The sequence below is a fragment of the Marinomonas vaga genome, assembly GCF_055388305.1.
The window spans coordinates 286,260-310,815 of the sequence record NZ_AP043903.1; the positions used below are offsets into that span (position 1 = coordinate 286,260).

General features: G+C 48.2%; 23 protein-coding genes. 11 read left to right on the forward strand and 12 right to left on the reverse strand.

Translation table 11 applies throughout. The features are described from left to right. Positions 1-4: 4 nt before the first annotated feature. The 4 genes from ACZ5DR_RS01305 to ACZ5DR_RS01320 are packed head-to-tail and all read right to left on the reverse strand — an operon-like array spanning position 5 to position 2,915. Positions 5-412, reverse strand: coding sequence for an OsmC family protein (locus tag ACZ5DR_RS01305; RefSeq protein WP_377364650.1), 408 nt, complete (start codon positions 410-412; stop codon positions 5-7). 44 nt (positions 413-456) lie between these two features. After that, the gene (trpC, locus tag ACZ5DR_RS01310; protein ID WP_377364648.1) at positions 457-1,269 is read right to left on the reverse strand and encodes an indole-3-glycerol phosphate synthase TrpC; all 813 of its coding nucleotides are present in this window, start codon (positions 1,267-1,269) and stop codon (positions 457-459) included. Positions 1,270-1,295: 26 nt separating this feature from the next. Then, positions 1,296-2,327, reverse strand: coding sequence for an anthranilate phosphoribosyltransferase (gene trpD, locus ACZ5DR_RS01315; protein ID WP_377364646.1), 1,032 nt, complete (start codon positions 2,325-2,327; stop codon positions 1,296-1,298). Positions 2,328-2,336: 9 nt separating this feature from the next. Continuing rightward, positions 2,337-2,915, reverse strand: a complete 579-nt coding sequence (locus tag ACZ5DR_RS01320) for an anthranilate synthase component II (protein WP_377364644.1) — start codon at positions 2,913-2,915, stop codon at positions 2,337-2,339. Between the two features lie 302 nt (positions 2,916-3,217). On the opposite strand from ACZ5DR_RS01320, the gene ACZ5DR_RS01325 reads away from it, so the two are divergent. Both ACZ5DR_RS01325 and ACZ5DR_RS01330 read left to right on the forward strand, forming a co-directional pair. Beyond that, positions 3,218-4,549, forward strand: coding sequence for a magnesium transporter (locus ACZ5DR_RS01325; protein WP_377364642.1), 1,332 nt, complete (start codon positions 3,218-3,220; stop codon positions 4,547-4,549). Between the two features lie 18 nt (positions 4,550-4,567). Next, complete coding sequence (locus ACZ5DR_RS01330; protein ID WP_377364640.1) at positions 4,568-5,746, forward strand: mechanosensitive ion channel family protein; 1,179 nt, start codon at positions 4,568-4,570, stop codon at positions 5,744-5,746. Positions 5,747-5,820: 74 nt separating this feature from the next. On the opposite strand, the gene ACZ5DR_RS01335 is transcribed toward ACZ5DR_RS01330, so the two are convergent. After that, entirely contained in the window at positions 5,821-6,750 is a 930-nt protein-coding gene (locus ACZ5DR_RS01335; protein ID WP_377364638.1) for a sugar phosphate isomerase/epimerase family protein, read from the reverse strand. Between the two features lie 13 nt (positions 6,751-6,763). After that, positions 6,764-7,939: a Gfo/Idh/MocA family protein gene (locus ACZ5DR_RS01340; protein ID WP_377364636.1), complete on the reverse strand. Its 1,176-nt coding sequence runs from the start codon at positions 7,937-7,939 to the stop codon at positions 6,764-6,766. A 403-nt stretch (positions 7,940-8,342) separates the two neighbouring features. Here ACZ5DR_RS01340 and ACZ5DR_RS01345 point away from each other — a divergent pair, with 403 nt between their 5' ends. Then, positions 8,343-8,534 (forward strand): hypothetical protein, encoded by a 192-nt coding sequence (locus ACZ5DR_RS01345; protein ID WP_377364634.1) that lies wholly within the window; start codon positions 8,343-8,345, stop codon positions 8,532-8,534. Between the two features lie 42 nt (positions 8,535-8,576). After that, positions 8,577-9,605 (forward strand): LacI family DNA-binding transcriptional regulator, encoded by a 1,029-nt coding sequence (locus ACZ5DR_RS01350; protein ID WP_377364632.1) that lies wholly within the window; start codon positions 8,577-8,579, stop codon positions 9,603-9,605. A gap of 129 nt (positions 9,606-9,734) precedes the next feature. On the opposite strand, the gene ACZ5DR_RS01355 is transcribed toward ACZ5DR_RS01350, so the two are convergent. Genes ACZ5DR_RS01355 through ACZ5DR_RS01365 form a run of 3 tightly spaced genes read right to left on the reverse strand, consistent with a single transcriptional unit; the run spans position 9,735 to position 13,329 of the window. Further along, on the reverse strand, positions 9,735-10,781 hold the full coding sequence (locus ACZ5DR_RS01355) for an ABC transporter permease (RefSeq protein ID WP_377364631.1): 1,047 nt from the start codon (positions 10,779-10,781) through the stop codon (positions 9,735-9,737). 28 nt (positions 10,782-10,809) lie between these two features. Next, entirely contained in the window at positions 10,810-12,357 is a 1,548-nt protein-coding gene (locus ACZ5DR_RS01360; RefSeq protein ID WP_377364629.1) for a sugar ABC transporter ATP-binding protein, read from the reverse strand. Between the two features lie 45 nt (positions 12,358-12,402). Further along, entirely contained in the window at positions 12,403-13,329 is a 927-nt protein-coding gene (locus tag ACZ5DR_RS01365) for a sugar ABC transporter substrate-binding protein (protein WP_377364627.1), read from the reverse strand. 394 nt (positions 13,330-13,723) lie between these two features. On the opposite strand from ACZ5DR_RS01365, the gene ACZ5DR_RS01370 reads away from it, so the two are divergent. The 4 genes from ACZ5DR_RS01370 to ACZ5DR_RS01385 all read left to right on the forward strand — a co-directional run bounded on the left by ACZ5DR_RS01370 (position 13,724) and on the right by ACZ5DR_RS01385 (position 17,615). Continuing rightward, the gene (locus ACZ5DR_RS01370) at positions 13,724-14,527 is read left to right on the forward strand and encodes a TIM barrel protein (protein WP_377364625.1); all 804 of its coding nucleotides are present in this window, start codon (positions 13,724-13,726) and stop codon (positions 14,525-14,527) included. 102 nt (positions 14,528-14,629) lie between these two features. Next, complete coding sequence (gene iolG / locus ACZ5DR_RS01375) at positions 14,630-15,640, forward strand: bifunctional inositol 2-dehydrogenase/D-chiro-inositol 1-dehydrogenase (protein ID WP_377364623.1); 1,011 nt, start codon at positions 14,630-14,632, stop codon at positions 15,638-15,640. A 32-nt stretch (positions 15,641-15,672) separates the two neighbouring features. Continuing rightward, on the forward strand, positions 15,673-16,572 hold the full coding sequence (gene iolE / locus ACZ5DR_RS01380) for a myo-inosose-2 dehydratase (RefSeq protein ID WP_377364621.1): 900 nt from the start codon (positions 15,673-15,675) through the stop codon (positions 16,570-16,572). A gap of 107 nt (positions 16,573-16,679) precedes the next feature. Beyond that, positions 16,680-17,615: a sugar ABC transporter substrate-binding protein gene (locus tag ACZ5DR_RS01385; RefSeq protein ID WP_377364619.1), complete on the forward strand. Its 936-nt coding sequence runs from the start codon at positions 16,680-16,682 to the stop codon at positions 17,613-17,615. 92 nt (positions 17,616-17,707) lie between these two features. Here ACZ5DR_RS01385 and ACZ5DR_RS01390 read toward each other — a convergent pair whose 3' ends face one another. Then, a complete protein-coding gene (locus tag ACZ5DR_RS01390) occupies positions 17,708-18,388 on the reverse strand; it encodes a phosphoglycolate phosphatase (protein WP_377364617.1) in 681 nt (226 codons plus the stop codon). After that, complete coding sequence (gene rpe / locus ACZ5DR_RS01395) at positions 18,385-19,059, reverse strand: ribulose-phosphate 3-epimerase (protein WP_377364615.1); 675 nt, start codon at positions 19,057-19,059, stop codon at positions 18,385-18,387. The genes ACZ5DR_RS01390 and rpe overlap by 4 nt, the downstream gene beginning before the upstream one ends. Before the next feature lie 74 nt (positions 19,060-19,133). On the opposite strand from rpe, the gene ACZ5DR_RS01400 reads away from it, so the two are divergent. Beyond that, positions 19,134-20,084, forward strand: a complete 951-nt coding sequence (locus ACZ5DR_RS01400) for a DUF3530 family protein (RefSeq protein ID WP_377364613.1) — start codon at positions 19,134-19,136, stop codon at positions 20,082-20,084. A gap of 21 nt (positions 20,085-20,105) precedes the next feature. Here ACZ5DR_RS01400 and djlA read toward each other — a convergent pair whose 3' ends face one another. After that, entirely contained in the window at positions 20,106-20,897 is a 792-nt protein-coding gene (djlA, locus tag ACZ5DR_RS01405) for a co-chaperone DjlA (RefSeq protein ID WP_377364611.1), read from the reverse strand. Positions 20,898-21,025: 128 nt separating this feature from the next. Between djlA and ACZ5DR_RS01410 the strand changes: the two genes are divergently transcribed. Beyond that, on the forward strand, positions 21,026-23,296 hold the full coding sequence (locus ACZ5DR_RS01410) for an LPS-assembly protein LptD (RefSeq protein WP_377364610.1): 2,271 nt from the start codon (positions 21,026-21,028) through the stop codon (positions 23,294-23,296). Beyond that, positions 23,296-24,555, forward strand: coding sequence for a peptidylprolyl isomerase (locus ACZ5DR_RS01415; RefSeq protein ID WP_377364608.1), 1,260 nt, complete (start codon positions 23,296-23,298; stop codon positions 24,553-24,555). The genes ACZ5DR_RS01410 and ACZ5DR_RS01415 overlap by 1 nt, the downstream gene beginning before the upstream one ends. Position 24,556: the final 1 nt, after the last annotated feature.

Consider the following 24,556-nt stretch of genomic DNA (forward strand, 5'->3'; position numbering starts at 1 on the left):
CAAATTACTCGACTTCAATGATCTCGTAGCTGTGCACTATGTTCACGCCACCACGCTCAAGCATCAAGGATGCTGAGCAGTATTCTTCTGCAGACAACTTCACCGCACGGGCAACGTGAGATTCCTTGATTTTACGACCCGTGACCACAAAATGCACTCGGATCTCAGTAAATACAGAAGGCACCGAATCCGCACGATCCGCATCGATGTGCGCCACACAAGACACCACATCTTGACGCGCTTTTTTCAAGATGCCCACTACATCATAAGAGGTACAACCACCTAATCCCGCTAGGATAAGCTCCATTGGGCGTGGTCCAGCCACTTGCGTGCCATCAATCTCCACTTTAAAACCAGAACCCGTTTCAGCGGTAAAATGCACATCTTCTTGCCATGCAACACTTGTTTTCATCTTTATGTCTCTCAAATTCTTGGAAAGTTACGACTTGGTCTGGGTTACTTAAATAATTCCGCTAGTTTTTCACCAGGGTTATCTACACGCATAAAGGCTTCGCCAACCAAGAACGCATGGATGTCATTTTCACGCATCGCAGCCACATCATCACGGGTATGGATACCACTTTCAGTGACGATCAAACGATCTTTCGGCACGTGGTTCATCAATTCAAACGTCGTCTGCAAACTTAGGTCAAAGGTGTGCAGATCTCGATTGTTAATTCCTAACAGCTCAGTCTCGGTGTTTTCCAGCGCTAGATCTAACTCTGCTTTGTTATGGACCTCTACCAACACGTCCATGGACAAATCACGGGCCATTTGATCCAGTTCCTTTAGCTCTTTTCCGCTTAGGCAAGCCGCAATTAAAAGGATACAGTCTGCACCGATGGCACGGGCTTCCATCACTTGGTAAGGATCCACGATGAAGTCTTTGCGGATCACAGGCAAGGAACAAGCACTGCGTGCTTCCACTAGGAAGTCTTCATGACCTTGGAAAAAATCTTTATCCGTCAGTACAGACAAGCAAGCCGCACCACCTTTTTCGTAAGAGACGGCAATGTCTTTTGGCGAAAAGTGCTCACGCAACACCCCTTTACTTGGGGACGCTTTTTTCACCTCAGCGATCACACCTGCTTTACCTTGGCTAATATTACGGCGCAAAGCGCTAGCAAAGCCGCGCACTGGATTATGAGCATTGGCCGCCGCGGCAGCAATTTCCAAGTTTTCTAGGGACGTGCGAGCCTTGCGCTCAACGATTTCCTCGTATTTGCGCGCAACGATTTTTCTCAAAACAGTAGGAGTTTCAACTTGCATATTCGATCTCTGTGTTCTGTTTCAGTTTATTGAGGCATGAAGCAACGTGAAAAGCTCGCTAGTTCTTGGAGCTTAATCTTAGCCAATCCACCACCGATCACATCCTCGGCAATCGCAACCCCCTCAGCTAGAGTGTCTGCGACACCCGACACATAAATTGCTGCGCCGGCATTTAACGCCACGATATCACGAGGCGCGTTTTCCACACCTTTACCTTCAATCGCGTTTTTTAGCATTTCTAAACTGGTCTCTGGATCTTCCGCCTGCACCGCCGAGATAGGCTGACGGGTCATACCAAAATCTTCTGGGGAGATTTCGTATTCTGTAATCTCACCATCTTTTAGCTCAGCCACATAGGTTGTGTCAGAAATACTGATTTCATCTAGGCCATCCGCAGAATGCACCACTAATACATGGGAACTGCCTAGGGCTTTTAAAGCCTCTGCAATCGGACGTACCCATTCACGACCAAACACACCCATGACTTGGCGCTTAGCTCCAGCAGGATTGGTCAAAGGCCCGAGTAAATTAAAGATGGTTCGAGTGGCCATCTCTTTACGAGGCGCAATGGCATATTGCATAGCGGAATGGTAGTTCGGAGCAAACATAAAACCTAAACCAATCTCCTGCACACTGCGCTTCACTTGTTCACTGTTTAAACCAAGGAAAACACCAGCACGCTCAAGCACGTCTGCACTGCCCGATTTAGAGGATACGGAACGGCCACCATGCTTAGCAACATGAGCGCCTGCTCCAGCGGCAACAAAAGCCGATGCGGTAGAGACATTGAATAAGTTACCGCCGTCACCACCTGTACCGCAGGTATCGACAATCTCATCGCCACCCAAATCTACTTTGGTAGACAATTCACGCATCACTTGAGCGGCAGCAATAATCTCATCAACCGTTTCGCCTTTCATACGCAGGCCGATCAAGAATCCGCCGATTTGAGCATTGGTTGTTTGACAAGTCATGATGCTGTGCATGACATCACGCATCTCTTCGCCTGTTAGATCCTGCTTGTTCACTACTCGAGCGATCGCTTGTTGTATATCCACCAGCAACTCCTAGTCTTTAAAAAAATTGTCCAACAGAGCGTGACCATGCTCGGTTAGTATTGATTCGGGGTGAAACTGTACCCCTTCAACTTTCATCGTTTTGTGGCGTAAGCCCATAATTTCATCAATCTGGCCATCACTGGTTTGTGTCCAAGCGGTCACCTCAAAGCAGTCCGGCAAGGTATCTTGTTTCACAACCAACGAGTGATAACGTGTCGCAGTATAAGGTGTCGGAAGGTTTCTAAACACACCCACATTAGTATGATACACCTTCGAGGTCTTGCCGTGCATGACGGTTTTCGCACGAATCACATCTCCACCAAATACTTGAGCAATACTTTGATGCCCTAAACATATTCCCAACACTGGAATACGTCCTGCAAAGTTCTTAATGGCAGCCAAAGACACCCCTGCTTCATTGGGCGTACAAGGCCCTGGAGAGATCACGATATGGCTTGGGGCCATGCGTTCAATGTCTTCAATCGTTAGAGCATCATTACGTTTTACCACGACTGGGTAACCCAATTCGCTGATGTACTGCACTAAATTGTAAGTAAACGAGTCGTAGTTATCGATCATTAGGACCATAAAAAGTGCCCGCTTACGTTAAAGAGGTTGTTAGTCACGCTTGGCATGATGCCCTATTACTCCACCGGCTTTACTGCAATCTGAGTTTACAAAAGGGGCTAAATATTACCTCATCGTAACGATAGGCGCTACGAGGGACCAAGCTATTTACTGGGCGGACTTACCCTTTACTGACAGGAAGACGAAATACTCACTGCAATCGCGCATAAAGGGTGGGATTTAAATTAATCTAATTGATTCAGTCAGTTAGATCACGCACACTGTGTATCATTTCTCATGCCGTACTTTAAGGGGGCCATACAGTGTCCAACCCTATTGCCGAACTGATCGAACAACTTAGCCAAGACGACATTTCACATGAAGCAGTGAACAGCGCCATCAATGCCATGTCCCCGGACGATGTAGCATTGGCCTTGGAGTCCATTCCCATTGCCCAACGTCGTCTTGCGTGGGACAGCATCAAGCAAGCTAATCGCCTCGATATTTTAGTTGAAATGCGTGGCGAGTCTCGAACTCTGTTACTTAAGCAGTTAGAAGACTTTGAGATAGCAGCACTTTTCTCTGATGTGGACGCAGAAGACCTACTTGAGATCGCTGATTCCTTACCCGATCAGATGATCGATATCGCCCTGCAAAAGATGGACTCCAAGCAGCGTGAGTACTACCACCAAGGTGTCACTTATGATGACGATGAGGTAGGTCGTTGGGTAGATCATGACTTATTGATCGCATCACAATCCATTCGCGTTTCCGAAGCCATGCGCCTGTTTCGACGTGCGAGCTCAGCGTATTCAGACTTACTGTACTTGGTGAACCGAACTGGTCGTTGGGTGGGTTGCGTGCAGTTAAACGCCCTTCTGAATGCTCAGCCCCACGATCATGTGTCCAGCTTGATGATCGAGGACTATCCATTCTTAACCGCAGATACGGATGTCATAAAAGCGGCTGACCAGCTGGAAAAGGTCGAACTGTCCGCTTTACCTGTGGTCGATAGCAACCACCTTTTAGTTGGCCGCTTTCACACGGGGCACGCCCTGGAAGCCCGCCGTTTAGAATTGGAATCTAGCCAGATGTCCACCACGGGCTTAAACGAAGAATCAGACCTATTCTCCCCGGTACGACGCAGTGCTGCGACCCGTGGTATTTGGTTGGGCATTAACTTACTGACAGCATTTTTAGCGTCGGCGTTCATTGGCTTGTTTCAAGCCACGTTAGAGCAAGTAGTCGCTTTAGCGGTCTTGATGCCCATTGTGGCCTCCATGGGCGGCATCGCTGGCAGTCAAACTCTTACCCTTATCGTTCGCGGTTTGGCACTGGGACAAATCACCCGCTCCAACTTGGTGTCGTTACTGAAAAAAGAAATTCAGGTGGGTGGTTTAAATGGTGTGGTCTGGGCTTTATGTATTGGAGGCATGGTGCTTTGGTGGTTCCACAGTCCATTACTCGGTCTCACCATAGGGTTAGCCATCATTATTAATATCATAATGGCTGCGCTTTCTGGGGTGGTGATCCCTGTCATACTGGACAAGCTCAAAATCGACCCAGCGCTTTCAGGCTCTGTGATTCTGACCACAGTAACAGATATCGCGGGATACATTGCCTTCTTAGGCTTAGGTACATTGCTATTACTTTAAAAGAATGAAGGACCAAACATGACTTGGGAAACTGTTGCCCCCTACCTGGGGCTTGGCGATTCATCAATGCATTGGATAGTCAAAGTATTCATTGTTGTATTCGTTACATTGCTGATCAACTTTATAGTGAATCGCATTTTGTTGCGGGTAGATAAACATTTGCAGCGCACTCGTAACCCGTGGGACAACATGATTGTTGAAGCTGCCCGTACGCCATTACGATTATTTATCTGGTTAATCGGTTTAAGTATCGCGGCAGAAATCTCCGACACTGAGCTGGACGAAAACTTCACCAACATCGTCTCTGTGATTCGAGAAGTGGGTGTCATACTCATCATTACTTGGTTCTTACTACGCTGTGTCAAAGGGGTTGAAAATGCCATGACCTCTGGCCGAGCGACGAATCAGCCTGTGGATTACACCACTGCTAGTGCTATCAGTAAGCTATTACGTGCGGCGGTCATCATCACCTCCGCTTTGGTCATTTTACAAACCATGGGATACAGCATCTCTGGTGTCCTCGCCTTTGGTGGTATTGGTGGTATCGCCGTGGGTTTTGCAGCCAAAGATCTATTGGCCAACTTCTTCGGTGGTTTGATGGTGTACCTAGATCGCCCTTTTAAGGTGGGAGATTGGATACGTTCGCCAGATCAGAACATTGAAGGCACTGTGGAACACATCGGCTGGCGCCAAACTCGCATTCGCACCTTTGATATGCGTCCGCTTTATGTGCCTAATGCGACCTTTTCTACTATTTCAGTAGAAAACCCATCTCGCATGTCCCATCGTCGTATCAATGAAACGGTTGGCGTACGCTACAGCGACTTCGGCAAGCTTGCGGAGATAATTGATGAGATTAAAAACATGGTCGGTAATCATGATGAAATCGATACGGATCAAATCTTCATGGTGAACTTCAATCAGTTTGGCCCGTCATCATTGGACTTCTTTATCTACGCCTACACTCGCACCACCAACTGGGCTAAGTACCATGAAGTGAAGCAAGATGTGTTAATCAAGGCCATGAAGATTATTGAAGATCATGGTGCAGAAGTGGCGTTCCCAACGCGTACACTTCATATGTTTTCTGAAACCGAGCAAGATCAACCGCAAAGCCCTGTGGAATCAGAAGCCAAGGTGCGCCAGCCTAAAGCGGCACCCACCCAATCTGATCAGAATGGACCAGATCAAAGTTAATTAAAAATAGGCAATAAAAAAGCCGCTTCACTCTCTTCAAGAGTTCAGCGGCTTTTTAGTCTAAGGGCAGAACGCTATTTAAACCCTACATCACGAAGAAACTGCCGACTGGCGGTCAGGTCTTCCAACACCCCATCACTGTTTCTCGGATCTCGCTCCTGCTCAATGGTAATGAATCCCCCATAGTTCAGCTCTGTAAGTAATGCTCGAATCTCTGGGTAATTTAACTGACCAGTACCGATGGGGCACATGACCCCTTTAGCGCAAGCGTCAAAGAAGCGAATACGCTCCCCCATGACCTCGTCATACACTGAAGGATTAATGTCTTTAAAGTGGATGTAGTCCACTCTATCCCAGTACTGTCGAAGGGTTTCAACAGGATCCATTTTTGAATAAGCAATGTGCCCCGTGTCCAAACACAGACCTGCTACGTCTGCGGGGATGTCTTGCACCAATTGGGCGATTTCGTCAGCAAACTCTATGTACCCCCCAGCATGGGGATGAATCACGGCACGAACACCGTATTCCTCCTGAGCGATGGTGGCGATAGCACGTAGATTATCCATCATGCCTTGCCATGCGGCTGGGGATAAACGCGGTGCCGTTTCGGGATGTCCAGCCGCATAATCCCGTTCATCATGCCCCCAGTCCATTACCGTCAGATATGGGGCATCCACGGTTTGTCCCTTATGCTGGGTTGGCTTAGGCAAAGCTGTGATCAAGGCGCATATTTCGTGAGTCTGACGAATCAAATTGTCACGATTATCTAGGCTTACCAAGTCATCAAAGATGGTGCCCGCTACAATACTAAGCTGCCGATCAGCCAAAGCTTTTGACACTGTGTCTACAGCCAAAGGCATGAAGCCATATGGTCCAAGCTCCAAACCGCCAAATCCAGCCCCTTGAGCTTCATCTAATACCTTTTCCCAAGGTGGCAAGTGAGGATTAGACACATCATCCACACCCCAGCAGCAGGGAGCGCAGGTAATCGTAATATCAGTCATCGTTTCCCTCCCATTACTGATAGGCAACCCATGCGGAGCCACTTTCAGAGGAACGTACGCAGTTCTCAAGCCAACGTACACCTTCCTTTCCGGCTTTCACATCAGGATATTGCACTGCTTCAAGTTCATCCTTGGCACCGCGATTGGCAGCATCGATGGCAAGGGCAATAGACAAGTACACATTGGCCCAGCTGTCACCAAGACCCTCCGTATGCAAAGCTCCCATACGTTCATACTCCAATGCCTGCTCATCCAAATAGGGCATGCCACGATGAAGGTGCTGATTAGGCTCCCCTTGTACTTGGTAATGAAGATCATCCGGGTAGGCTGCTGACCATTGCAATGACGCCTTACTTCCCACGATTCGGATACGCTGAGCATCCATATTTCCAGCGTCCACAGATGAAGTCCATAAACGCCCTACCGCCCCATTATTGTAATGGAACAGCACATGGGCATTGTCTTCCAGCGGTGCGTGGGCAGGCACCAAGCTTTGACGGTCACACATGAGCTTTTCGATATGTAAGTTTGGCAAGATTCTATGTGCCATATAAAAGGTATGAGTGGCCAAATCTCCCAACACAAACGTCGAACCAGAGGTTTTAGGGTTAACTCGCCACGCCTGAGCTTCAGAAAGGTGATCGCCATCTGCGGCATTAAAACCATGGGTGTACTGCAAATCCACCATGCGCACATCACCAATTTTCCCTTGTTCAATCATGGCTTTCATTTGCATTAGCATTTGATGGCCGGAGTAACCGTAGGTGACGCCGACAATGAGGTTTTTACTGGCCGCGAGCTGCTCGATCTCTTCACACTCAGCGACCGTAAAAAATAAAGGTTTCTCACAGATAACATGTAGACCCGCCTCAAGGCAGGCTTTAGTGATTTCATAGTGGGTAAAGTTAGGGGTCGCAACAGAGACAACCTCAACCCCATCTGGACGCTTGGCTTCCTCGGCCAACATGCGATGGAAATCCCCGTAGCAGCGCTCTGCCTGAACACCAATCCGCGTACCAAATTCGGTACAGCGTTCAGCATCCACATCGAAGGCACCACACACCAACTCAAAAGCCCCATTATCTCGGAGCGCTCCAATACGATGTTTGTAGCCTACTTGGCTGGTTTGACCACCGCCAACCATACCCCAACGTAATGGACGAGCTAATTTCATTTCTCCATTTAGCATATCTGGATCCTTTCTTCTTATTGTTAGAGACCAACCATGGCAGATACGATCCCCGCCATGCTGGCGACAGTCTCACCCTTAGGCGAGCCTTGGAGCGCACTAAACACTCGAAGTCAGGATAGTTCGATTAATTACAAAATGAAACATAAATTCCAAACAAAATTTATATAGAATTTATGATTTTTATATATCCTTCCTACTAAGCTTTTGGGAAGTGAAAATTTCACGTTAGATCTACAGAAAATTCCTGCAAAATCCCTCATTTATCAGCGAAGAGCCCCATGTAGAATCAGTTGCATTTTTGGAACAAAAATTCTAACTTAGTGGTTGATAATGCTGCTTAGTATGGCCTTTTGCCACCAGCTGAGATTTTCCATATAGGAATAACAACAGGAATTGAACTATGAACGACGCTGAACACGATTTTTTCAAACCCAAATGGCGACGTGTCGCTATGACCGTATTTTGTGGTGCTTGGAGCATTCTTGAATGGGTGACAGGCAACCCGTTTTGGGGGGTGGTGTTCACAGCTATGACATTCTACTGCGCGTGGCGCTACCTTTATACTTACGAAAAAAACACACCAGCGGAATGATTTTCCTCTGTGTGCTTCATCGTCAAATGCTAGGTTTTCTCTATGTCTAACCGCCCTACTATCGAAGATCTCGCTGCTGCGGCAGGTGTCAGTACCGCTACTGTTGACCGTGTTTTAAATAAGCGCTCAAAGGTTCGCGAGTCGACCGCCCAACGGGTTCTCATGGCTGCAGAGGACATTGGTTATCATGCAGCGGGACTATTGAAGCAACGTGTTAGGGAGTCCAAACCCCACAAGCGCATTTCAGTGCTTTTACAGCGTAGCAACGATGAATTCTACAAAAGCATGGGAGATCACATTCGTCGCGCTCTCGATGCGGCCACAGAGTTTGTATTTGATACACGTATCATCTTTATGGACGAAGTTTCCCCTGTTTTCATTGCCGAACAACTCAAGCGCGAAAGTCAGGACGCAGATGCCATCGCCATCGTGCCCCTGGACCACCCTCTGATAAACATGGAAGTGGAGCGAGTCGTCGCCAATAATATTCCCGTGGTGACAATCTTGTCGCCTCTCTCCACTACCGCTTGTACACGCCACGTTGGTATGGATAACCGCAAAGCTGGACGCACCGCCGCCTGGGGTGTCAGCCGTTTAGCCAAACCCGGATCAGTGGGCATCATGCTTGGTAGCCACAGCTACCTGAATCAGGACATCGCAGAAATCAGCTTTATCAGCTACTTTCGGGAGTTTAAACATGACTTTACCCTACTTCCCCCAAGAACCAGCCTAGACGACAACGACCTCGCCTATAAAGCCACCCGAGAGCTGCTTTCCCAAACTCCGAACCTGACTGGGTTGTACAGTGCAGGCGGTGGTGTAGAAGGTATTTTAAGAGCCCTTCGAGAATCCCGCAGAGCCAGTGACGTGACCTTTGTTTGCAATGAGCTAATGGACAGCACCAAGCTGGCTTTGAGCGAAGGCTACCTAGATTTCATCATCGCTACCCCCATTCAAAAAATGGCCCAAACCGTAGCGGAAACCTTTACTGAGGCCTTGTCTCGTAAATACATTACGCCTCAAGCACCTGTGCAACTCACGGTAGAAATACACATAGCGGAAACCCTGTAATTAGCTTGATTTCACCCTCGAGATGGAGCCTATAAACTCTTTTTTTTGTGCTTCGAAAAACCAAAAAGCCGATCCTAGGATCGGCTTTTAACTGGGTTATGTTTGGGTGAACGATCGCTGCCTAAGGCACTAGGTCGACTTTTTACGCTTACCTTGACGGTGTTGGTCCACGATCACTGCCACCACAATGATGGCCCCTTTAATAATATCTTGGTAATAGGCATCAATGCGCAAGAAGGTAAATCCAGACAGCATGACCCCAAGGATCAAAGCGCCAATCACTGTTCCTGCGATTCGACCACGACCACCAGAGAGCGAGACACCACCGATCACAGCTGCGGCAATGGCATCTAGCTCGTACATCATCCCCATACCCGCCTGAGCGGTTTTGATACGAGCGATCGCGACCATCGCTGCCAAGCCTGTTAACAGGCCTGCAATGGTGTACACCTTGATTAAATGGGTGTCGATGTTGATACCAGAGACGCGTGCGGCTTGGGGATTCGCCCCAATCGCATAGGTGAACTTACCGTAGCGGGTGTAGCGCATTACCACATGAAAGATCACCGCCACTATCAAGAAGATCACCACTGGCATCCAGCGATCTAACGCGTTACCCAAGGCCGCAAAATCCGATGTGAAACCCGACACAGGACTACCATCTGTGTACCAGCGTGCCACGCCGCGTGCCGACACCATCATCCCCAAGGTAGCAATAAAAGGTGGAATCTTGGTTTTAGTAATCAAGAATCCATTGATAAAGCCCGCCAAAGCACCGGCTGCCAAGCCAACGATCAAGGGCACAACAAAGGGCAAGTCCGTAAGACTTGGGAAAATCACTTTGGGCCAGGCACTGGTTTGGGCGAAGGTGGCAGCTATCATAGCGGTCATGGCGACCACTGAGCCAGAGGACAAATCGATCCCCCCGGTGATGATGATCATGGTCACACCGATAGCAATGATGCCAATTACAGAGACTTGCAATACGATGATTTGCAGTCGGCTCATGTTCATAAGGAAACTTTGACCGACAAACAGCCAGCCAAGTATTTCAAACATCACGGAGATCCCTACCAACACCAGCAAAATGCTGACCTCTGCTGGCATGGGCTTTTTGGTTTTCTCGGAACTGCGATCCACAGCCGTTTGCTTAATGGAGTTGTCTAAAGAAGTCATATCAATCTCTTATTCTTATGGTTGAAAGCTAGTTCGCGGCGAGATTCATCACTGACACTTGATCAGCTTCGTCACGGTCCAAAATCCCTGTGCAATGACCTTCGTGCATTACTAAGATGCGGTCACTCATGCCCAGCACTTCAGGTAACTCCGAAGAAATCATGATCACAGCCACCCCCTTGTGTGCGAGTTGTGAAATCAACGAATGGATCTCAGATTTGGCTCCCACATCAATGCCTCGGGTGGGCTCATCTAAGATGAGAATTTGTGGATGAATCAGTAACCAGCGAGCAATCAATACCTTTTGCTGGTTACCACCGGATAAGTTTTCGATGATTTCGTGCATGCTTGGAGTTTTCACTCGAAGCTTACGACACAGGGCTTCGGATTCTTTTTCCAAGCCTGCATGGTCTACAAAACCATTGTTTACATAGTTCTGATGCAGTACTGCAGATTGAACGTTTTCTTGGATATCCAGAGGTAAGAAACAGCCCGTTTCTTTGCGATCCTCGGTTAAAAACGCCATGCCCGCTTTGATGGCATCATTGGGGCTTTGAATGTTTACTTCTTCACCATTGATGAAAATTTGCCCTGAGGTGGCTGGGGTCACACCAAAGATGGCTTCTGCCACATTCGAACGTCCTGCCCCCACCAAACCCGCCAACCCAAGGATCTCCCCTTTGCGCACATCAAAGGAGATGTTTTCAAACACACCGTCCAAGGACAGGTTCTTCACCGACAATAAGACATCGCCAATGTCCACTTCTTCCTTAGGGAACATCTGGGACACTTCACGGCCCACCATCATTTTGATGATGTCATCCCGAGTCACATCAGAAGACAAATGGGTGCCAATGTATTTGCCATCTCGGAACACAGAAAACTCGTCCGCGATTTCAAACAATTCGTTCATTTTGTGGGTGATATAAACGATACCGATGCCACGCTTTCTCAAGTCACGAATGATCTCAAACAAGTGAGCCACTTCCGTCTCTGTGATGGCTGAAGTGGGCTCATCCATGATGAGCACATCCGAGTTGAAAGACACAGCCTTGGCAATCTCAACCATTTGGCGGTTAGCAACGGATAAGGTAGAAATCTCCGCATCAGGGTCCAAGCGAATATTAAGACGGTCAAACAGCTCTACCGTCATACCGCGCATACGGTCATGATCAATGAGCCCAAATCTGTTTTTAGGCTCTCGGCGGATCCAAATGTTCTCTGCCACCGTCATAGAATTCATCAAGAGCAGCTCTTGGTGAATCATGGCCACACCAGATTCTTGAGCTTTAAGGGGAGTTTCCAGAGTAATTGCTTCACCGCGTAAGCGTACTTCGCCGCGGTCAGGTTGATAAATGCCAGCGATCACTTTCATTAACGTGGATTTGCCCGCACCGTTCTCACCCATTAAGGCATGAACCGTCCCTGGACGAATCTTTAGCTGAACATCATCGAGTGCCAATACCCCCGGAAACTCCTTACGCACATCGACCACTTCGAGTACGTATTCTGAGTTTGCTTCCCGGGGAGTTACGCCACTCGTAGGCATGGCTTCCACCACTGCTGCGCTACTCATAACGCAATCCCTCCATTTATTGTATTTGTATTACGGATATACGGGTTAGTTGATGTAATTCGCTAGATTGTTCGGAGTCACCAACTCAAACGGCACCCATACTTTCTGGTCCACGTCTTCGCCTTGAGCAAGCTTAATCGCTGCATCCACCGAGCCTCGACCTTGACCATCAGCACTTTGGAAAACGGTCACATCTAGGTCACCCGCTTTCATGGCGGCAAGGGCGTCAGTGGTGGCATCAATCCCTGCAATCACCACATCGTCCATAGCACGGCCGCTGGCTTTCAGAGCTTGAATAGCACCGATGGCCATTTCATCATTATTTGAAATCACTGCGTCAAACTCGATACCAGCGGAGACCCAGTTCGTCATGAGATCGCTACCCAAGGTCCGTTGCCACATGGCGGTTTGCTGCTCGACAATTTCAAGACCAGAACATTCCGGTGTTTTGATCACATCGTGGATATCTTGGGTACGCTGCAAGGCCGCTTGGTTTGTTAACTCACCCATCATGACCACAACCTTGCCTTCCCCACCAAGTAAGCGACATACCTCTTGTGTTTGTAAGGTGCCAGACACCCGCTCATCAGAGGCAACAAACGCTTGGTTATCAGGAAGTAGGTCAACGTTAATCGGTTGGCGATTGACATAAATGAGGGGGATGCCTGCGGCTTGAGCATCATCAGAGATAGATAAGGTGGCATCGGTATCAACAGGGTTCACAATGATGGCGTCGACCCCCGATGCAATAAAGTTTTGAATTTGGTTTAGCTGAGTACCGACTTCGTTTTTCGCATCCTCGATTTGCACATCCACGCCTTCGTCTTCGGCCGCTGCTTCGATACCATTTCGTAAGGTCGTTAAGAAATTATCATCGAAGATGGCCATGGAAACGCCGATGGTTAGATCTGCAGCGTGAGCAGAAGACATCAAAATACCAGAAGCGATTGCAGTAAGAGCTAGTTTTTTCATTGTGTGATTTCCTCGAAAGCGGACACTCAGTGTCCTATTTATTTTTATTGTTTCCGTAAAATCCATTGGGGCTATCCCAGATCCTCAAAACACCACATCAAGCATTTCGAAAATCGATGTTCCAAAAACGAGAAATCTAGAACATACGTTCCAATCTGGTGCATATACCGCGTCTTGTCAAGCTTTATGAATAACGAATTTCTATCATTTTGAAATAAAACCATCAATATGATGGTTTTTGATAGATTGTGATGCAAATAAAACATCAGCAATTGACGATTTTAAAATCCCCTGACTACTATCCCCCTCGAAAATAATTCTAAAAAACCATACAGCTTGGACAATTTGATGGGTTCCATCGATTAAAAAAGCGCCTTTTAGCAGAGGTTAAAACATGTCTACGAAGCCCCTATTTGGTCTCAACCATATGGTCTGCCCTTCTTACACCGTGTCTGAGTTTCTTGATCTTGCCGGAAACCTAAAAGCCAACACTGTTGAATTCCGCAATGACGTGGGAGACAACAGCCTGACGGACATGGCAACCGCCAAACAAGCCGGCGAAAAAGCCCAGCAGCTTGGCATTCGCGTCCTATCCATCAATGCCCTGTATCCCTTTAACGTTTGGAATGACGAACGAGAACATCAAGCCCGTGAGCTCGCCGCCTTAGCCCAAGCAGCCAAGGCGGAAGGTCTCGTTTGCTGCCCTCTGAATGACGGCACGCCAGTACCGTTTGAAGACTTAAAATACGCCCTGTCTGAGCTAGCAAAAGTACTGGCGGACTACGATCTACATGGATTCATCGAGCCGCTGGGTTTCCCTATTTCCTCACTGCGCTCCAAGCGCGTGGCGTTAGAAGCCATTGATGCAGTGGGTGAAACGGCACGCTTCTCTTTGGTTCACGACACCTTCCACCACAAGGGTGCTGGAGAAGAAGAATTCTTCCCAGAGCGCACAGGACTGGTCCACATCTCCGGGCTAGAAGATGACATTCGTTTTGAAGACATGCTGGACGGAGATCGAGTACTCGTTGGCCAAAAGGATCGCCTAAGCAATGTGGAGCAGCTGCGCTTTTTACTCAATGCAGGCTTCACGGGGCCAGTCTCTTTTGAACCTTTCTCAGAAAAAGTTTGGAACTTAAGCAACATTGAAGACGCCGTGCGGGACAGCATCCAATACGTCAACAATGAGCTGGCTTAATACCTATTAGAAAAATCTGACCGGCAGTCTTCATGACGCAGACATGGTTTTTAGGCTGCCAGTCCCCCTCAATTAACAACAATAAATTTCGAGGAAAACACTATGACAATTAAAATCGGCGTAATCGGTACCGGCGCTATTGGCGCAGATCATGCTCGACGCATCACCAACACCCTAGTCGGTGCCGAAGTCATCGCCCTAACGGACGTCAATCTAGACAGCGCCCATAAAGTAAAATCCGATCTCGGTTTAAACGCCGAAATCTACCCAGATGGTCATGACCTCATCGCCCGTAGTGGCGTAGACGCAGTCTTGGTGACTTGCTGGGGCGCCGCCCACGAAGAATTCGTCGTAGCAGCCATCAAAGCAGGCAAGTATGTGTTCTGTGAAAAGCCATTAGCTACGACCGCACAAGGTTGCCGCAACATTGTGGAAGCAGAAATGGCCTCTGGTAAACGTCTGGTTCAAGTGGGCTTTATGCGTCCCTATGACAGCGGCTACAAGATGCTAAAAGACACCATTGATAGCGGGGCCATCGGCGAACCTTTGATGATTCATGCGGCCCACCGCAACGCCTCGGTTCCGGAGCAGTACATTTCCCCCATGGCCATCCATGACACCTTGATTCACGAACTAGACGTGTTCCGTTGGCTACTGGATGACGACTATGTCTCCGCCCAAGTGGTCTTTCCGCGAAAAACCAAATACGCCCATTCAAAAGTCGCTGACCCACAAATTGTGATGCTGGAAACCAAAAAAGGCACCCGCATCGACGTGGAAGTGTTTGTGAACTGCCAATACGGCTACGACATTCAATGCTCCGTGGTGGGCGAAGAAGGCATTGCTAACCTGCCTGAGCCACAAGCCATAGTGATGCGCAAAAATGCCAACCTTGGCCAACAGCTTTTAACCGATTGGAAAGATCGCTTTATCGATGCCTACGATGTGGAACTGCAAGACTTTATTGATGGCGTCACCAACCAAAACCTAACCGGTCCGAACTCTTGGAGTGGACTAGCCGCTGCCGTGTCTGCCGACGCCTGTGTTAAAGCCCAAGAATCAGGTCAGATCGAAGCCATTGAGCTTCCTGACACACCTGACTTCTACCGCTAAGCAGCCCAACCATTTGAGAACGGAGATTCACAATGAGCGTTCGTATCGGCATTAATCCATTAACTTGGACCAATGATGATCTGCCAACATTAGGGGCGGATACCACCTTAGAAACGTGCCTAACAGAAGGCAAACAAGCGGGGTTCATTGGCTTTGAATTAGGTCAAAAGTTCCCCCGTGATCCAGAAGTTTTAGGGCCTATTTTACAAAGTCATGGCCTAGATTTGGTATCCGGCTGGTTCAGTGGTGAGTTGCTATCACGCAGCGTGGAAGAGGAAATTGAAGCTATCAAGCCTCACCTTCACCTGCTGCAAAGCTTAGGGGCCAAGGCCATGGTTTACTGTGAAATCACTGGCTGCATCCATGGACAAATTGACACCCCTTTGTCTCAGCGCCCAACCTTAAGCGAAGACGAAATCCAAGCTCTGGGAGAAAAGCTAACCCAGTTGGCAGATTTCACCTTGTCCCATGGGGTGCAGATTGCCTACCACCATCATATGGGGACCGTCATTCAAACCGCTGAAGAGGTGGCCTTGCTAATGAAACATACAGGCCCATCAGTGGGCTTGCTGCTGGATACGGGCCACATGACTTTTGCGGGCGGAGACCCCCATGAGGTGTACGAGCGCCACGCCGATCGTGTGGTACATGTCCATTGCAAAGACATGCGCCCGGCGATATTAGATAGCGCCCTAAATCAAGATTTACCCTTTTTACGTGCCATGCTCGAAGGCGCCTTCACCGTCCCAGGTGATGGTTTCATCGACTATGCACGTCTCTTTAAACAACTGAAACACCATGACTACAGCGGCTGGCTGGTGGTAGAAGCGGAGCAAGACCCTGCGGTTGCGCACCCGCTTACCTACGCCACCCTTGGGGCCAACAACCTCAAGGCATTTTGCCATGAAGCCGCTTTAGATTTGGTCAACTAAAGCAGCATAAGCCGCTTTCCTTACCTCGGGAGGCGGCTAACACCTATGTCTCGCTTTCTTCGCAAGCAGTGCCTTGTTAACGATAATAAAACTCAAAGGACGAACTTATGAGAAATGCACACAAACGCCTAATCCAAACCGCCTTGGTTGTCAGCACCATCAGCTTACCAGTCCATGGAGCCAACATTGGCGTGACTATGACCTCTTTCGACAACCCTTTTCTAGATATTTTAATGGAAGGCATGAAGCAGGCCGAGAAAGCAAACCCAGACATTTCCATTCAATTTGAAGACGCTAACCTAGACATAGGTCGCCAACTCAACCAAGTACAAAGTTTCATCGCCAGTGGCGTAGACGGCATCGTTGTCAACGCCGTAGACGGTGACACTACCGCCACCATTACGCAGATGGCAGAAGAAGCAGGAATCCCATTGGTCTACGTCAACCATCCACCAATCGACATTAATATGCTGCCAGACAATGCGTCCTTTGTGGGCTCTAACGAATTAGACTCCGGCACCTTACAGACCGTTGAAGTCTGTCGATTATTAGAGGGCAAAGGCAAAGCCCTAGTGATGATGGGGCCATTGGAAAATCACGCAGCGCATACCCGTACCAAAGACATTGAAGAAGTACTTTCTAGACCAGAATGCTCAGGGATTTCCATCGAAGAAAAACAAGTAGCCAATTGGTCTCGTACACAAGCCTACGACCTGATGACCAACTGGATTACTTCGGGTATTGAATACGATGCGGTGATTTCAAATAACGATGAAATGGCCCTTGGTGCCATTCAAGCCATCGAGGCCAGCGGTCGATCCATGGACAGTGTCGTGATTGCCGGCATCGATGCCACGGCAGATGGATTAATTGCCATGCAGACAGGTCAACTGGATATTACAGTGTTCCAAAATGCCACCAAACAAGGTGAAGTGGCCGTGCAATCTGCCTACCAGATGTCACAAGGAGAGTCGGTAGAACGGAACATTTGGATCCCATTTGAACTGGTGACACCTGAGAACCTAGATCAATACGCCAACTAGATTAGCCCTAACTGCTCCGTCACTTGCGAACTCAAGTTCCTAGCTCCCAGGTGACCTTTAGCCCACCTATTGGTGGGCTTTTTTAGGGCTCATTACATCAGCAACTCTGCCAAGTCATCAATCAGCACATCCGGCTCTAATGTGGTCAAGTCCATGCCATGGTTATAGCCATAGGTCACCAAGACACTTTTAAAACCTGCCGCACGGGCCGCTTTATGATCCGCTTGGGAATCACCTATCATCAAGCAACGCTCGGGCTGTGCTTCCACATCTTCGGCGCAATGGAGCAAAGGCATTGGCGATGGTTTTTTCTCATCTAAAGAATCACCACCAAGCATCCAACTGAAGTAGTTTGAAATATTAAAATGATCCAACAGAGGTTTTACAAACACACTGGGTTTATTGGTAATTAACGCAATGGGAACGTTTTGATGTTTAAATGCCTTAAGTAAGGACTCAACATTTGCGTAGAGAGTGGAGTCGTCAGCAAGGTGTTGGTAATAGGCCTGCAAAAACACCTTATACATGTCTTCGTACAAGCCTTCATCTAAACTGGCCCACTCCATGGCTTGGCGAATTAGCTTAGGGGAGCCAAAGCCAATCCACCCTCGCACTTGCTCTTCCCCTGCTGGGGCTGCCCCCTGAGACACAAGGGCTTTATCCACCGCGTTAGCAATATCAGGGACGCTGTCCACCAAGGTGCCATCCAGATCAAAACAAACCAGATCTGGCCACCCATCAAACATTCTCTTTAGATGTTGCGGGGTTTTCATCGTTTTACGCTCGCCAATTCACTGCGCATCTGGTCAATGACCGCTTTGTAATCTGGCTTATTAAAGATGGCAGAGCCCGCGACAAAGGTATCTGCACCGGCCGCCGCTACGTCAGCAATGTTGTTTTCACTGACACCACCGTCTACTTCTAAGCGGATGTCATAACCACTTTCGTCGATCAGACGACGGGCTTCACGGAGCTTATCCAAAGTTCCCGGAATGAACTTTTGGCCACCGAAACCTGGGTTAACTGACATCAGTAGAATCATATCCACCTTATCCATCACGTACTTCAGGTCGTCTAATGGGGTTGCAGGGTTAAACACCAGACCAGATTTACAGCCCCCATCACGGATCATTTGCAAAGAACGATCAATGTGCTCACTGCCCTGTGGATGGAAGGTAATGTAGCTGGCACCGGCTTCAATAAAGTCGCCGATTAAACGATCCACGGGCTTTACCATCAAATGCACGTCAATATCTGCAGTGACACCGTGCTTGCGCAAAGCCTTACACACCATTGGCCCAATGGTTAGGTTGGGGACATAGTGGTTATCCATCACATCGAAGTGGACAATGTCCGCTCCAGCTTCCAATACGTTGTCCACTTCTTCCCCAAGACGGGCAAAGTCAGCGGATAAAATCGAGGGGGCAATAAGAAAATCTTTCATATTTCGCTCCGGCAATGACAGAATGTTATTTGCATCGTATCTTAACAAGCCATAGTGCATAAGTATTGAAATCAATGAAGAAATTAACCCTTACGATCACCCTAGCTCTGTTAGCGCCCCCACTTCTTTGGGCGGCGGAAGAAGGCGATGCGCCAGCATCCCCACCCGTAACAGGCGAGGCAAACGAGCAACGGGTCATGCCTTCAGCACAACAGACTCGAATTAATGGTTTGATTGAACGCTTATCGACGAACCGTGCCCACGAAATAGAAACCATTGAAGCCAATGGCGAATCGTTTTTAGGCTTATTTGAAGAGTCCGCCAGTGGCGACCCTCAAGGCTGTTTACTGATGTTGCATAATGATCACGGCCACCCGGATTGGCCTCAAGTGATTTCGCCTTTACGCCACAGCTTGCCCGAGCACAGTTGGTGCACCCTATCCATCGAAATTCCTGACGTGGAAGACCGAGCGGCATTAACCACGCCAGAAGTCGCTAACATTGACGGTGACAATACCTCCGTTGCCCTGCCCAATGAAGAGACAGTTTTTGCCCGTATCAACGCAGCTCAGCAACGGATTCGAGAAAAGGGTTACAATCAGGTGGCTTACTTAGGCTATCGTACTGGAGCAGCCTATGCTCTGAGATATGCGGCGGAGAACAATATCTCTGGACAAGCATTAATCCTCATTGAGCCGCGAACTATCGCTCCCATGACAGATTTCCAATTTAGCCAAGAAATCCGACGCCTGCGCTTATCGGTATTAGATTACTATTTTGACCACACCTATCGCGCCCATCAGTTTGCCCGTATGCGCGAATCCGCAGCGAATAAACGTACCGTACGTAATCAGAACTATGTGCAAATTAATGCAGTGCCTGATGCCCGCTATGATGCAACGGGAGACAAACGTTTGGAGCAGAGGGTGTGGGGGTTTTTAAAGCAGAACACGGTGCAAAGGAACCAACGCAAAGAGCTGCCAGAATTTGAAAAGTCGTTGTTCTTTGACAGCCCGCTGGACTAACCAGCGGGTGTCTTTAGCAAACTACTTGCGGGATTTTTTAACCAGCTCGTAAGCCGATTGAATTTCTTGGGTACGCTCTTTTGCCAATTCAATCATTTCATCTGGCAAACCTTTTGAGCTTAACTTATCAGGGTGATTCTGACTCATCAGCTTGCGGTAAGCTTTCTTAATCTCAGCATCACTCATATCTTCGGTTACCCCCAACACATCGTAGGCTGCTTTTAACAGGTCAGGAGAGGAGCTCCCATGACCGCCTTGTTGCTGGTAGCCCTGGTGAAAATGAGCTTGGCGCTTAACCTGTTCGTGGATACTTTCAAATTCAGCTTGAGACATGCCCAACTGAGCGCAGATATTGCCCAGCAGGGTTTTCTCTTCCAGACTAAAGTGGCCATCGGCGTATGCAGATAACAACAAAACTTCAATCATAGAACGCATTAATAAGCGAGAGCCGACCACACGATTAAAGTGCGCCAAGGTTGCTTCCACATCGAAACTCTCTGATTTACCTTGATTGAATAGCTCTTGCGCCTGTCTTTGGGCATCAGGAGTCAAACGAAGACGCTGCATGACCGCCTTCGCCAGTTCGATCTCTGCCTCAGTTACGCGACCATCAGATTTCGCCAAACGCCCCATCAATTGGAATAGGGTTTGGAAGAACACTTGCTGTTGTTCTGCCATGGACGCGCCCGTACGTCGGTTACCGAGCTGGTTTCCTTTAGCTCGATCAATGAATGCTCCGGCAATAAACCCAGCTATCGTGCCGAAAAAACCAGCAAACAAGGTTCCAACGATTGCCCCTATCCATTTCCACATAAAGATAATTCTCCAGAATTGGTAGCCCCATAGGGGGCGCATAGATTATTATTTGTCGTCAACATTGACTTAATTCGTGCCGCGCTTAGAGCGTTAACTGGCACCTAAAAAGATTTAGTATACCCTGCATGCCAAAGCATTTACGCTATTACGCGCTATTATTTCAAAGTCTTTTCATCTTGCCTATTGCACAGGCGAATGAATGGGACTGGGTGCCGAGAGAATCTCTGACACCGCAACAGCAAGCCAGCTTAAATCAATACTGTCGCGGCAGTTATATTGATGGTTGGGAAGTCTCTGATGGAGAAAACACCACCTTACTAGCGGATCTTATTTATCGAGACGAGCAAGGCACGATTCATATGGAAGGGGCGGCCAGTCTTCGGCAACCCGACTCCAATATAGACGCCAACAGGATTCAAGGGGTACCAGACGAGTACTATAAAGCAGATGGAAATGTGGTGCTAAGAGCTGAGAATCAACTCATTCGTAGTTCCTCCGCCTTCCTTAGCAGCAATGAAGCGAATCAAACAGCTCAGTTTGACGATGCCAAATTCCTCAGCCACAGTTCAGGCATACGTGGTGAAGCGGCACAAATCACCCGAGCCAAAGATGGTGTTGTGTTTATTGAAGAAGGCTTCTACACCACTTGTGAACCTGGTGACATCAGCTGGCAGCTTTACGGAACCAGCATTGAGCTAAACCCCAACAGTGGTTTTGGTACCGCCAAGCATGTTCAGATTCGCATTGATGACATTCCAGTTTTCTACTTTCCTTGGTTACGTTTCCCGATCGATAACCGTCGTCAAACAGGTTTCCTATTCCCATTTTTCTCCTACGATGGGGATGATAACTTCGCCTTATCAGCACCTTTTTACCTGAATCTAGCGCCGAATTACGATGCCACCATCACACCAAATGTGACCACTCGAATGGGACCTGGCCCCATTCCCCATGGCAGTGATGATAATGGCTATGGCCTTGACGTAGAGTTTCGTCATCTGAGTCAGTGGGGAGAAACTACTTTCGAGCAATCAACCTATTACGATGACGCGGGCAATGAAGCCACTTTACGTAAACTGACCTCAGATCAGCAGCTTACTGATAACTTCAGTATCGGTACTTATTTAGAGGACAACCCAACCCCTGACGAAACACCTGAAATCAACACCACATCTTTAGGTGAAAAGGATAATTACGAACGTAGCACCTACGCCCGTTATAACTATGACAACTTCAGCACGGATATTCAGGTACGCCAGTATCAAACCCCTGATCCGGACGAAGAAAAACCTCTAGAATGGCTCCCTCGAGTCAACGCTTCGTACCGGTATGCTGATCCCACGTTTAGCTACTCACCGGATGTGCAATTTACCGATTTCTATGATCCAGAAGAAGACGATGTAGACGGTAAACGTTCGGCGTTAAACCAAGACTTCAGCATCAGCGGCAACAACTCCTGGGGCAACATCACAGTCGGTGCGATTCACCAGTACCGAACTTATGATTTACACCGCTACAACACCAATAGTGACGAAACCACAGATGTAAACCACCTGTCCTATTATTTAGACACTGGCGTAATATTTGAGCGTTCCTTGGCTAACCGCTGGCGCCAAACATTGGAGCCGCGCCTAACCTACTTGAACTCTCCTTACGTTGAGCAGTCTGATATCCCGGATTTTGACGCAAGTGAAGCCACCATGACCTACTCCCAAGCGTTTTCTCACAGTCGCTTTAGCGGTAATGACCGTATCGGTGACACGGAGCAAATCGCCCTGGGGTTAGAAAGTCGCTTTTACGACACCAACAACGTGAATCGCTGGACACTTCGCGGCGGGCAGGTGTTTTACATGAAAGACCGTCGGGTGGACATTGATGGGGATACGGGCGAAGTGGTGGACAATGATAAGCGCAGTGCGATCTTAACCTCCGCTTCTTATAATGGTGACACCTACACATTGACCAATAACTTTAACTACGATTTGGATCAAGAACGTGTAGATCTTGCGCAAACTGCTATGAAATACACGCCTGACAGTGGCGTTGTGTTAAATCTTAGTTTCTCATACGTGTACGATGAAGATGATGATGAAATGACTAAGCAGTCTAATTTTTCCACCATCATCCCATTGAACGAAAACTGGCACCTCTTTCACCAGCAAACCTATGATTGGCTAGATGAAGAAGAAACCAAAAAAGTGAATGGACTCGGGTATGAAAACTGCTGTGTTAAAGTGTCCCTTAGCCACCAGCGCTGGCGAGACGATGACGGCATATACGACGAAGGCATTTATTTACAATTTATTTTACGTAGTTTAAGTGGTGTGGGACGACAAAACTCAGACACCTCAAGCATTGCAAATGACTACTGGAACGCAGGCAAAGTCGGATACTAATGATGTATAAATTTATTCTTTCACTCTTCCTCTGTACTTTTATTTGGGCATCGGTCCCGGCATCCGCCGCACCGCAAAAGCTTGACGGCATTGTAGCCATCGTCGACTCAAAAGCCATTTTGAGCAGCGACATAGACAACCGTTTTCAAGTAATTAAAGATCGTATCCCTGGTGGAGTGTTAACCGACACCATCCGCCGCCAAATCCTTAACCAGCTGGTTGAAGAAGCCATGCAGGTGAATTACGCACGTAAGCTTGGGATTCGCGCCAGCAGTGGTGAAGTGGATCGCGCCATTTTAAGTGTGGCTTCCAACTTCCAAACGGACATCGCAGGTCTAAGGGACATTCTGTCAGGGCAAGGCATCGACTACTCCCGATACCGCCAACAGATTGAAAATGAAATCCTAATCGGTAAGTCTCGCCAGCAGGTGGTGCAGTCTCGCATTTCCATCACTGAGCAAGAGATCGATGACTTCTTAGATCGCCAGGCTCAAAAAAGCAATCGCAAAGACGAATACCGTCTTCGTCATATCGTTATTCGAGCCACAGACCTTGAAGAGACTCGCGCCAAGATTGACGAGATCGCTCAAAACATTAACTCTGAGCAAGACTTCATTAATCAAGCCATCGCCAACTCTGAAGGCCAATTTGCTATTCAAGGGGGAGACCTAGGCTGGCGAAAAGCCAATGAGCTACCTCGCCTGTTCACCCAAGCCATTGAAACTCAAAAGGGCCCTTTGATCGGCCCACTGCAAAGTAACGCAGGGTTTCATTTACTATGGGTAGTGGAAAAACAATCCAATAATGAAGCCTACCAGCAAGAAACCAAAGTCAGCCATATTCTGGTTCGACCAAACGAAATCCGTAATGATCAACAAACCCAAGCTTTTGCAGAACAACTCTACAAGCGTTTGCAAAATGGTGAAGACTTCGCTGAATTAGCCAAATCTTACAGTGAAGACCAAGGCTCTACCCTTCAAGGGGGTGACCTAGGTTGGGTAACGCCAGGTGCCATGGTGCCGGAATTTGAGCAAGTCATGAATACTACTGACGTGGGCGATATCAGTACCCCATTCCGTTCTCAGTTTGGTTGGCACATTTTGACCGTTGACGGCCGCCGTCAGACTGATATCAGTGAACAAGTGCAACGTAAAAACGCAGAGCAAGCTTTGATTGCACAGAAGCGCGACTTCGTCATCGAAACCTGGCTATCTGAGCTACGTGCAGACTCTTTCATTGAACGCAAAGCAATTAACTAAG

Excerpts from the sequence above, each read along its gene's own strand:
- ACZ5DR_RS01400 (WP_377364613.1), top strand. The coding sequence starts at position 19,134 with ATGAAGAAATTAACCCTTACGATCACCCTAGCTCTGTTAGCGCCCCCA.
- trpC (WP_377364648.1), bottom strand. The coding sequence starts at position 1,269 with ATGCAAGTTGAAACTCCTACTGTTTTGAGAAAAATCGTTGCGCGCAAA.
- ACZ5DR_RS01330 (WP_377364640.1), top strand. The coding sequence starts at position 4,568 with ATGACTTGGGAAACTGTTGCCCCCTACCTGGGGCTTGGCGATTCATCA.
- ACZ5DR_RS01345 (WP_377364634.1), top strand. The coding sequence starts at position 8,343 with ATGAACGACGCTGAACACGATTTTTTCAAACCCAAATGGCGACGTGTC.
- ACZ5DR_RS01305 (WP_377364650.1), bottom strand. The coding sequence starts at position 412 with ATGAAAACAAGTGTTGCATGGCAAGAAGATGTGCATTTTACCGCTGAA.
- ACZ5DR_RS01335 (WP_377364638.1), bottom strand. The coding sequence starts at position 6,750 with ATGACTGATATTACGATTACCTGCGCTCCCTGCTGCTGGGGTGTGGAT.
- ACZ5DR_RS01370 (WP_377364625.1), top strand. The coding sequence starts at position 13,724 with ATGTCTACGAAGCCCCTATTTGGTCTCAACCATATGGTCTGCCCTTCT.
- ACZ5DR_RS01320 (WP_377364644.1), bottom strand. The coding sequence starts at position 2,915 with ATGGTCCTAATGATCGATAACTACGACTCGTTTACTTACAATTTAGTG.
- ACZ5DR_RS01385 (WP_377364619.1), top strand. The coding sequence starts at position 16,680 with ATGAGAAATGCACACAAACGCCTAATCCAAACCGCCTTGGTTGTCAGC.
- iolE (WP_377364621.1), top strand. The coding sequence starts at position 15,673 with ATGAGCGTTCGTATCGGCATTAATCCATTAACTTGGACCAATGATGAT.
- ACZ5DR_RS01390 (WP_377364617.1), bottom strand. The coding sequence starts at position 18,388 with ATGAAAACCCCGCAACATCTAAAGAGAATGTTTGATGGGTGGCCAGAT.
- ACZ5DR_RS01340 (WP_377364636.1), bottom strand. The coding sequence starts at position 7,939 with ATGCTAAATGGAGAAATGAAATTAGCTCGTCCATTACGTTGGGGTATG.
- ACZ5DR_RS01415 (WP_377364608.1), top strand. The coding sequence starts at position 23,296 with ATGATGTATAAATTTATTCTTTCACTCTTCCTCTGTACTTTTATTTGG.
- ACZ5DR_RS01355 (WP_377364631.1), bottom strand. The coding sequence starts at position 10,781 with ATGACTTCTTTAGACAACTCCATTAAGCAAACGGCTGTGGATCGCAGT.
- rpe (WP_377364615.1), bottom strand. The coding sequence starts at position 19,059 with ATGAAAGATTTTCTTATTGCCCCCTCGATTTTATCCGCTGACTTTGCC.
- ACZ5DR_RS01410 (WP_377364610.1), top strand. The coding sequence starts at position 21,026 with ATGCCAAAGCATTTACGCTATTACGCGCTATTATTTCAAAGTCTTTTC.
- ACZ5DR_RS01365 (WP_377364627.1), bottom strand. The coding sequence starts at position 13,329 with ATGAAAAAACTAGCTCTTACTGCAATCGCTTCTGGTATTTTGATGTCT.
- ACZ5DR_RS01360 (WP_377364629.1), bottom strand. The coding sequence starts at position 12,357 with ATGAGTAGCGCAGCAGTGGTGGAAGCCATGCCTACGAGTGGCGTAACT.
- djlA (WP_377364611.1), bottom strand. The coding sequence starts at position 20,897 with ATGTGGAAATGGATAGGGGCAATCGTTGGAACCTTGTTTGCTGGTTTT.
- ACZ5DR_RS01350 (WP_377364632.1), top strand. The coding sequence starts at position 8,577 with ATGTCTAACCGCCCTACTATCGAAGATCTCGCTGCTGCGGCAGGTGTC.
- iolG (WP_377364623.1), top strand. The coding sequence starts at position 14,630 with ATGACAATTAAAATCGGCGTAATCGGTACCGGCGCTATTGGCGCAGAT.